8 protein-coding genes are annotated in these 7,197 nt (G+C 43.7%); all 8 read right to left on the reverse strand.

What is annotated here, in order from left to right; all coding sequences use genetic code 11:
- Positions 1-30: 30 nt before the first annotated feature.
- Genes rsmG through rpmH form a run of 8 tightly spaced genes read right to left on the reverse strand, consistent with a single transcriptional unit; the run spans position 31 to position 6,982 of the window.
- Positions 31-699 (reverse strand): 16S rRNA (guanine(527)-N(7))-methyltransferase RsmG, encoded by a 669-nt coding sequence (rsmG, locus tag HW988_RS19020; protein ID WP_181605675.1) that lies wholly within the window; start codon positions 697-699, stop codon positions 31-33.
- Positions 686-2,581: a tRNA uridine-5-carboxymethylaminomethyl(34) synthesis enzyme MnmG gene (gene mnmG / locus HW988_RS19025; protein WP_181605676.1), complete on the reverse strand. Its 1,896-nt coding sequence runs from the start codon at positions 2,579-2,581 to the stop codon at positions 686-688. The genes rsmG and mnmG overlap by 14 nt, the downstream gene beginning before the upstream one ends.
- A gap of 3 nt (positions 2,582-2,584) precedes the next feature.
- Positions 2,585-4,009, reverse strand: coding sequence for a tRNA uridine-5-carboxymethylaminomethyl(34) synthesis GTPase MnmE (gene mnmE / locus HW988_RS19030; RefSeq protein ID WP_181605677.1), 1,425 nt, complete (start codon positions 4,007-4,009; stop codon positions 2,585-2,587).
- Positions 4,010-4,025: 16 nt separating this feature from the next.
- Positions 4,026-4,589, reverse strand: a complete 564-nt coding sequence (locus HW988_RS19035; RefSeq protein WP_181605678.1) for a R3H domain-containing nucleic acid-binding protein — start codon at positions 4,587-4,589, stop codon at positions 4,026-4,028.
- A 35-nt stretch (positions 4,590-4,624) separates the two neighbouring features.
- Complete coding sequence (gene yidC, locus HW988_RS19040; RefSeq protein WP_181605679.1) at positions 4,625-6,262, reverse strand: membrane protein insertase YidC; 1,638 nt, start codon at positions 6,260-6,262, stop codon at positions 4,625-4,627.
- Complete coding sequence (gene yidD / locus HW988_RS19270) at positions 6,243-6,533, reverse strand: membrane protein insertion efficiency factor YidD (protein ID WP_370468136.1); 291 nt, start codon at positions 6,531-6,533, stop codon at positions 6,243-6,245. Before yidD ends, yidC begins: the two co-directional genes overlap by 20 nt.
- Complete coding sequence (gene rnpA / locus HW988_RS19275) at positions 6,484-6,843, reverse strand: ribonuclease P protein component (RefSeq protein WP_181605680.1); 360 nt, start codon at positions 6,841-6,843, stop codon at positions 6,484-6,486. The genes yidD and rnpA overlap by 50 nt, the downstream gene beginning before the upstream one ends.
- Positions 6,833-6,982, reverse strand: a complete 150-nt coding sequence (gene rpmH, locus HW988_RS19055) for a 50S ribosomal protein L34 (RefSeq protein WP_088616015.1) — start codon at positions 6,980-6,982, stop codon at positions 6,833-6,835. Before rpmH ends, rnpA begins: the two co-directional genes overlap by 11 nt.
- Positions 6,983-7,197: the final 215 nt, after the last annotated feature.

Below are 7,197 nucleotides of genomic sequence, written 5' to 3' on the forward strand. Positions count from 1 at the left end.
GAACATTCTCTGTTCTGTAGAAATAGCTGCTTAAGAAATCTTTTCGGTGCGAACGACGCCGTATTTTACGGCACCCACGGGAAGCTTATATTCTCCCACCAATGAGGGAGACCAAATCGAGCAAAGCTGAGTCGGAATTTCACCAACCTCAATACCCCACTCTTCGCCCTTAAGGTGATAGACGGATCCCCCTTTAACGACAATCTTACGGGCCATCAAAATAGCTTTGGAAATGTTCCCGAACCCACGGCAAATCGCCCACTTTACAGAGTCAGCCGGCAAGGCCTCGATGTTCTTGTTTTCGACTGTAACATTCTTAAGTTTTAAAGCTTGGATCGCGTGACCCAAAAACTCGCACTTCTTAACGTCTGTATCTACAAGCACAACCTGGATGTTAGGATTCATGATACCAAAAACAATCCCAGGGAAACCGTTGCCGCTGCCAAAGTCATAGACTTTATCTATGGCGGGATTAGACTTTATAATCGCCTTTGTCGCGTTGATAGAATCAGCAAAGTGAAGAGCATCAGCCACAAAAACTGATTTCGCCGAGATTAAACTCAGCGTACGGTTAAATTTTTGAAGTTCTTCATGATAGGCCTTAAGTCGAGATCTGACCTCAGGACTTAGATCGGGGAACCATTCGTCAATACGCCAAAAGATTTGCGGTGGCGCTTCGGAGCCATCATTGTTGCTCATCCGGATTCATCTCCTTGATCTTTTTGTGACCTTTTAGATGAATCATTATAGCTTGGATCGCCGAAGGATTTACACCACTAATCCGTTGAGCTTGACCTAAGGTACGGGGCCTAACGCGTTGCAACTTATCCTTCTCTTCGTTAGAAAGTCCGCGAATATCTCCATACAAAAGAGTGTCTGGAAGTACCAATTCTTCGAGTCTTTTTGACTGATTAATTAGGTCCATCTGACGACGTACATAGCCGGAGTATTTCACTTCGATTTCTACTGGTTCAACGACATTTGGATCGCTATCCAACTCAAAATTTAACAATTCCAAGTGTGAACTCGTTAGCTCGGGACGGCGCAGCAACTCTTCGAAAGACAAAGACTTTGTCATAGCTGATGTCGGAATTTTAGCAAGAATTTCTTGAACGTCTTTGGTTGGATAAACCTTCGTTTCGCGCAGGCGATCGTGCAAAACTTTACGCTTTTCACGTAGTACAGATAAAAGCTCCAGGGACTGCTCAGAAACAATACCCAACTTTTGGGCCCAATGCGCCAACCTGTCGATAGTATTATCTTCTCTAAGAACTAATCTGTGTTCCGCGCGAGAAGTAAACATTCGATACGGTTCACGTGTACCTTTGGTGACAAGGTCATCAATTAAGACACCCATATAGGCTTCATCACGACCCAAAATAAATTCATCACGGCCAAGAATACTATTCGCAGCATTCACACCAGCGATGAAACCTTGAGCGGCCGCTTCTTCATAACCAGAAGTTCCGTTGATTTGACCTGCCAGGAATAGCTGGCGAATCGTTCGTGTTTCCAAGCGATGCCAGATTTGAGTCGGCTCGATATAGTCATACTCGACCGCATAACCATAGCGAGCAACTTTAACATTTTCCAAACCTGGAATAGTTTTTAGAAATTCATCCTGAGTTTCCTCGGGCAAACTTGTTGAAATACCCTGCAGATAAATCAAATCCGTATTCAAACCTTCCGGCTCCAGGAAAGTTTGATGACTCGGTCTTTCATGAAAGCGAGTTACTTTGTCTTCGATCGAAGGACAGTAACGAGGACCGACACCTTCAATAATCCCACAATACATAGGAGATTTATCAAGGTTTCCACGGATAATATCGTGAGTTTTTTCCGTCGTACGAGTCAGATAGCAAAGAATTTGTGGAAGCTTAAGTTGAGTCGAAGATTTGTAGCTGAAAGGATATACCTTTTCATCGCCACCATGAGGAGTCGTCTTCGACCAATCGATGGAATCTTTAAGCAAACGAGCCGGAGTCCCCGTCTTCAAACGTTTTACTTCAAAACCGAATTGCGCCAATTGATCTGACAGACCAATCGAAGGCTTATCACCAACGCGGCCACCCGCCTCTTGGCGAAGACCCGTGTGCATAACACCGTTCATGAAAGTACCCGTGGTGATGATCGTTGCTTTTGCAAAAATCTCGGAACCATCATCCAAAACCACGCCGGCGCACAGGTCTTTATCTAAAATCAGACGTTTCACTTCGCCTTGAAGAACTTCAAGATTTGGCTGAGTGAAAAGAGCGTTTTTTTGGAAAGCAGAGTAAAGATGCTTATCGTTTTGAACTCGAGTTCCGCGAACTGCGGGACCTTTCGAGGAGTTAAGACGCTTATACTGAATTGTTGTTTCATCGGCAGCGATACCCATTTGACCGCCAAGCACATCAATTTCCCGAACCATGTGACCTTTTGCAAGTCCACCAATGGAAGGGTTGCAACTCATATAACCAATACGATCAATGTTCGTGGTTACCATCAAAGTTTGAAGGCCCAAACGAGCGGACGCCAAGCATGCTTCGATTCCGGCATGTCCCGCACCTACGACGATCACATCAAATTTTTTATTAGTCATAAGTTACTTCCCGATACAAAACTCTTTAAATACTCGATCCATGATTTGATCATCGAACCGCTTACCTAAAGTTTCATGAATCGCGATGAGAGATTCTTTAAGCTCTAAAGCTAAGAATTCAGAACCCATCCCCTGATCCACCAAGGTTTGTGACCTTTGAGTATTCTCTAAAGCACGAACCAAGTTTTCATAGTGACGGGCATTGGAAATAAGAACGGTATTTTCCACCTGCAAATCCGCGAATTCTTGGACAAGTTCTTGAAGGACACTCGAACGCACCTTTTTATCAAGAGCACTGACAAAGAACACCCTTCTTGTGAAGAAAGCCTGGGGATCTGCGATTTTCTGGAAAAATTTACTGTTTTTAAGGGCTTTTTCGACCATTTCTAGCGGTTTAGACCCACCAATTCGGTCGATTTTATTAGCTAAAATGAAGGTTTTTTGAGGATCCAAAGACTCCAGAATTTGAGTCTCTTCAGCGCCCATCCCCTTCTCGATATCGAAAACAAAGAACACCACATCGGATTCATTCTGCGCTTCATAGCTTTTTTGAATACCAATACGCTCAACCAAGTCCGTTGCTTCATCGCGAAGGCCAGCCGTATCTACGAAAGTGAACTTAACGCCTTCATATGAAGTATCCCCATGAATCACATCACGGGTGGTGCCCGGAATATCCGTTACGATAGCACGTTCATCTTCTAAAAAAAGATTAAGCAAACTGGATTTACCCACATTCGGAAGACCGGTCAGAACAACTCTGAAACCATCTTTCAAAAGACGACCTACTTTAAAAGTTCCAACCAGATCTTTAAGCGTCGCTTCGATCTTTTTCAGACGAACTTGGACAACGGAATAATCGACCACATCGATACCTTCCGTCGAAAAATCAATACTTGCTTCAGCGTGCGCCAAAATCCAAGTCATGTCGTCTTCGACTTCTTCCAGCTTGTTGGATAACTGGCCTTTTAATTGGCGAAGAGCTAATTTAGCTGCCTGTTGAGATTGGGATTCGATCAAAGCCAGAACGGATTCAGCTTGAACCAAATCCAATTTTCCATTCATGAATGCACGATATGTGAACTCGCCGCGATCGGCGGGACGAGCGCCCAATTGCACCAAAGAATTCAAAATGTTTTGGCAGATCAGTGGACTTCCGTGACAGGAAATCTCGATCACTTCTTCACCAGTGAAAGAGCGACCATTTTGGAAGTAAGTTACCAGAACTTCGTCAATCTCATTGCCGCCGTCTTTCAGATTTCCGAAATAGACTTTATGGGATTCAGGATGTGCAGGTAAGAATTTGCAAAGTTTCGATACGATTTCAAAAGTACGAGGGCCGCTTACTCGAATGACGGAGATACCGCCCACTCCGTGAGGAGTGGAGACCGCGCATATTGTATCCTTGTCACGATCTCCTCGAAGCATGCGACCCTACTTAATACTAATCGTGGTGAGCTTCTTCAGCGTTGCTATTTTGCGCTGAATTGCCACCTTTAGCTGGATAGATTTTGATTTTTTTATACAAGCCATCACCTAGTGAGCGGCTTTTGATACGAGGATCTTTAGCCAAATACTGGTGAACAACTTTGCGATCTTTCGGTGGCAAAGCTCTGTAATATACAGATTTACCTTGCTCGATGCAGATCGCTTTTAAGTTCTCTGCGCGTTCGATAAGAGCGCTTTCAGTTTCATCACGGTATCCACCGCAATCCACTGTGATGTTAGTTTTGTCTTCAGGGAAATTGTGTTGAACAACGCGTTTCAAGAACAACTGGAAAGCATCCAACATTTGTCCTTTTTTATCTTTCAACAATTCTTCGTCCCCACCGGAGAATTGAACAGAAAGAACGGCTCCACCGTCATCTTCTTTTGAAGAGTTGATTTCAAAAGAAAGATCGAACTGAGCTTTTTCGATGATACCCTCTAGAGTCGCTTGAACCAAAGATTCAACTTCGCTGTTAGCGCTCTTGCTTTTTCCCCCGAAAAGCTTACTAAAAAAACCCATTTTACCTCCCAGGTAAAAATAAAAAATCTAAGTAACTATTTCGCCTTAACCACTTTGATAGCTGGCTTGGCAGTTGGATCTCTCATGATCAAATACTGTTGGACGATACCAAACAATGTGCTGACAACCATATAAAGAGTCAGACCTGCAGGTAACTGCAACATGAAGATCGAGAAAACCAATGGCATGAACTGCATAATTTTAGCTTGTGTAGGATCCATCGTTGATGGAGTGATCTTTTGCTGGATGTACATAAATACAGCCATTGATACCGGCAACACATAGAACTTATCGTGTGCTGACAAATCCGTGATCCAAAGGATGAACGGAGAATTGTAAAGCTCGATAGAAGAACCAATCACGCGGTAAAGAGCAAAGAAGATTGGGATCTGAAGAAGCATTGGCAAACAACCAGACATTGGATTTGCACCGTGCTGTTTCATCACTGCCATCATCTCAGTGTTCAATCTCATCGCATCGTCTTTATACTTCTCACGAAGACCAGCAATGATAGGTTGAACCTTTTGCATCGCCTTCATGGATTTAGCAGACATAATGTTGAATGGAAGAACCACGAAACGAACAGCCAAAGTCAAAAGGATGATCGCCACACCCCAGTTGCCAACAACTGTGTGGAACGCCTTCATCACGTACAACAACGGACGAGCGATAAAGCCAAAGAAACCGAAGTCGATGATGTGAGCCATTTCTGGATCAACAGCCTTCAACATGTCGATAGATTTAGGACCTGCATAGAACAAAGATTCAAACTTCATTTGTTCTTTCAACTGAACTGGTTTGTAAACCATTTCAGCTTGCGCAGTTTTCTTTTCGATATTCGCAGTCAATTTAACTTCAGGAATAATATCTGACTTGTCCATCGCTGCCGCTGCAAAGTACTGCGAGCTCACAGAGATCAACTGAGTATTAGGCATGTCCTTAGTTACGTTTTCTTTGGAGTTACTGAAGTTTACAGTCTCGTGCTTGTCATCACTGTGACTAACAAAGAAATCCTGGTGATCGTAAGAAGGCATAAAGAAAGAGTGTGAGCCCTTGTCATGGATGCTTTCAGGAATCAGGATAGAGAAACCTTTTTTGATCTCTTCAGACGGTTGAGAGATAGAGATCGTATTTGTAAATGAAGATTTCGCAGCGTCGAAACTCAACTCACGAGTCACAGTCATGCCGCCAACTTGAGCCACACCAACATAAGAACCCGGTGCTTTTTCAGTCAGGTTGAACACCAACGATTTATCCGCACCCGTCAAACGCATAGAATACAAACCGTCATTATCAGCGCCACCAAGTTTGATTTTGCCACCGGATTTGTCTTCGTAATTATTCACAGTGTAGTTCTTAAGACCCATACCGTGATTTGAAATTTGGAAGGAAACTTTGTCGTTAGAGAATGAGAAAGATTGTTCTTGAACCGGAGTAACTGTTTCAGATTTTGATTCAATTGTGCTGCCAGAAGAAGAAGTGGCAGTAGTTGTCGCACCAGGAGTCGCAGCTGTATCAGCAGTCTGAGTTTGTGCTGGTTTTGGTTTGTTATAGTCAGGATATTTTTTGCCAAGATACGTCTGCCAACCGAAGTAAATCAGAGCGACGGCACCCACTGCAATCAACGTTTTAGGGTCGAAAAAGCCTGGGTTATTATTTTGTTGCTGAGCCATGGAGAATTCCCCCTGAATCTGGGACCGGATCATATCCACAAGGACCACCCGGTCTACATTTACAAATTCGTTTTGTGATTAACCAAACTGCTGTATGCGATTTGTGTTTTTGGATAGCTTCAAGAGCGTAGGCCGAACAACTCGGTTCGAAGCGACAGGAACCACCCAAATGAGTTGTTCCAATTGATCTGTAGGCAGCAACGAAAAACCAAAGCAATGCTTTAAAGGTTTTTTCGAAGAGACCCAATCCCGCGATCCATAGCTTTGACAAATTCCTCGTGTGGGAGGCCTTTATAAAAGTTGGTATCCATGGGTTTGAAGATAATGTTGATGTCGGCTTCAATGGAGTTATCCGTTTTAAGCAACGCCCGGAAGTATTCTCGGCTCCAACGCTTAAGCTTATTTCGCACAACCGCAGGGCCGACTTTTCGACTTGCAGTTACGCCAAAACGCAACTGACCAACGGAGTTCTTCTGATAATTCAGAAGTAACCACTTCGTAGGCCAGTTTCTTTTGCCAGATTGTTTGAGAGAGAGAAACTCAGAGCTGCGCTTAATTCCTAGCGGAGAACTATTTTCCACCTGTAGAAACCGTCAAACGTTTTCTACCTTTAGCGCGGCGGCGATTAAGAACATCTTGACCAGCTTTAGTAGCCATTCTTGCGCGGAAACCGTGAGATGTTTTACGACGTTTGTTTGATGGTTGGTATGTACGTTTCATGTGTTCTCCTGAACTACTCTCTACCGAGAAATTTTACGACGCTAAAAGACGTCAAATACGCCAATTTTTAATCGGCGGCTACATATACGATTCCACAAAGCTGTAATCAACTAGATACGTGGGGCACTAATTAATCACATTGCGTAATCAAGGTCAACTGTTGAAAACTTCAGCTCCCCTTGTTAAGGCTACTCTGCATTTCGAGGGGATGGTCT

The organism is Bdellovibrio sp. KM01 (assembly GCF_013752535.1).
In the GTDB taxonomy this organism is placed as follows: Bacteria; Bdellovibrionota; Bdellovibrionia; order Bdellovibrionales; family Bdellovibrionaceae; genus Bdellovibrio.

Bases quoted from the DNA above. Each gene is read 5' to 3' on its own strand.
- rsmG (WP_181605675.1), bottom strand. From the start codon at position 699: ATGAGCAACAATGATGGCTCCGAAGCGCCACCGCAAATCTTTTGGCGT.
- mnmG (WP_181605676.1), bottom strand. From the start codon at position 2,581: ATGACTAATAAAAAATTTGATGTGATCGTCGTAGGTGCGGGACATGCC.
- mnmE (WP_181605677.1), bottom strand. From the start codon at position 4,009: ATGCTTCGAGGAGATCGTGACAAGGATACAATATGCGCGGTCTCCACT.
- HW988_RS19035 (WP_181605678.1), bottom strand. From the start codon at position 4,589: ATGGGTTTTTTTAGTAAGCTTTTCGGGGGAAAAAGCAAGAGCGCTAAC.
- yidC (WP_181605679.1), bottom strand. From the start codon at position 6,262: ATGGCTCAGCAACAAAATAATAACCCAGGCTTTTTCGACCCTAAAACG.
- rpmH (WP_088616015.1), bottom strand. From the start codon at position 6,982: ATGAAACGTACATACCAACCATCAAACAAACGTCGTAAAACATCTCAC.